Raw genomic sequence first — 1,822 nt, 5'->3', positions numbered from 1 at the left:
CTTGCGTTGCGGCGTTCAGCGTCGAAGCGGCCCCAGAGAGCACGATGCCGAGCAGCACAACGCGTGGTCGATTGCGAAGCGTCATCCGTTTCCGCTTTGTTCGGTTCATTGGTCTTCCGTGTCCGTGCCGTCCGGTCAGGCGTCATCTCAAACGTGCTCACCCTGTTGAGAGAGTGATCACCGTTGTGATGATCGGACAGGTCGCAACGATGATCCCTGTAATTTCGGTGATCGGCGGCTGTCGTTGGCGGTTCTAGACGGTTGATCTGCTACAACCGGCATAAGTTCGCCAAAGGTGAGAAATGACAGCAAAGGCTGCTTGCACTACAGCGGTCTGCTTGCACTACAGGGGTGCTGGGCGGCCGTAGAAATAGCCCTGCGCCAGGTCGAAGCCGAGCCTTTGACAGGCCTCCGCTTCGGTCGACGTCTCGATGCCCTCGGCCAGCGCCTTGATTTCCAGATCGCGGACCATTCGGACAAGCGTTTGGAGCATCCGGTGCCGTGGCTCATCGGCGTGATCGATGGCGTGAATCAGCGAGATATCGAATTTCACGTAATCGGGGCGTGCTTCGATCAATTCTGCCAATCGCGCTTGACCGGAACCGAAGTCGTCGAAGGCCAATTCGATTTCCAGGTCTTTGACCGCGGCGGACAACTCTCGCATGACCTTGCGATTGGTGACACTGGCTTCGTGGATTTCGAGAACCAGGTCGGTATTGCCGGACATCTGGCGAACTTGGACCAGCGATTCGATCAGCTTGTCGGCATCCTCCATTTCCTTGGGGTGCGTGTTGACGAACAAATTCGGCCGCGCGGGCAGATCTCGTCCGACACGAACGCCTTCCCAACGCAATAGCTCGCTGAGTTCGACTTCCAGATTCAGTTGGCTGGCGGCGTGAAACATAGCGGCGACCGACTCAAGCCCGAACACACTGCCGCGTCCCAGGATTTCGTGCCCGACGACGCTTTCGCTTTCGACGTCGACGATCACCTGGAAGTGTGGTCGCACCAGTTTTTCACTCATCATTCGATCGAATTGAACCAGCGCCAACGCTTCATCGCAGACGTTGCGGGCGATCGTCCCAGCAGACTGTCCGGTGGGCGATTGCCGAAGGACTCGAAAGGGTGCTTCGGCAAAATGGATCAAATCTTCTTCATCGACGGTGACTTGACCTTGGATTCGTTCGCCGTTGACGTAGGTGCCGTTGGTGCTGCCCAGATCGGTCAGCAGCAACTTGCCATCTTTGGCCGACAGGATCGCGTGTCGTCCGCTGACGGTTTTAAAATTCAGTTTCAGCGAGGACCCGGGCTTTCTGCCAATCGTGAATTCTGGCTCGTCGATCGGCAAGTGACGCAGATTGTCTCGCGGCTCGAGGGCCCCGGACAAAAACCAAACGTCACTCCCAATCACCGTGCTATGGCAGAGTCGATCGAGTGCGGAAGTGTCGAGCGAGGTCATTGGGTAACGAGCGGATGGGGGCATCAGATTGGTGGGGTCGGGATGGTCCGGTCCGGTGATGGACTCAGATCCCCCCGAGTGAATCGGTGTCACGGTAACTGTAGGTCGCGAATTGGCCCCCCCGTCAACCGAATGCGGATTTCTTTGGGGGGGCGGATTCTGTGGAGGGATCTGGTGCGCCGGCGAGGGCGGGGAGGAAAACCCGCCTGGGAAACGTCCCCCCGGACGCAATCGCCGTGACGCCGGCTATTGATGAGCTAGTTTTCATGCAATCGCGTTGACAGAACCTGTCCGTGATCGCCCCGCCGGTGATTGCGACATCTGTCGTGCGCCCCAGGATCCGATCCTTCCGAGGACATCCTG

Annotated in this window: 1 protein-coding gene; it reads right to left on the bottom strand. The window is 58.2% G+C overall.

All coding sequences use genetic code 11. The annotated features are described in order from the left end of the window. Positions 1–343: 343 nt before the first annotated feature. A complete protein-coding gene (locus ABX749_RS31585) occupies positions 344–1,483 on the bottom strand; it encodes an EAL domain-containing protein (RefSeq protein ID WP_372899536.1) in 1,140 nt (379 codons plus the stop codon). Positions 1,484–1,822 lie beyond the last annotated feature (339 nt).

It is taken from the genome of Stieleria sp., from assembly GCF_041595215.1.
GTDB lineage: Bacteria > Planctomycetota > Planctomycetia > Pirellulales > Pirellulaceae > Stieleria > Stieleria magnilauensis.
The sequence above is the reverse complement of the archived record's forward strand: the minus strand, read 5'-3'. Positions and strand labels throughout refer to the sequence as shown.

Coding starts and splice junctions, on each gene's coding strand:
- ABX749_RS31585 (WP_372899536.1), bottom strand. CDS start 1,483: ATGCCCCCATCCGCTCGTTACCCAATGACCTCGCTCGACACTTCCGCA.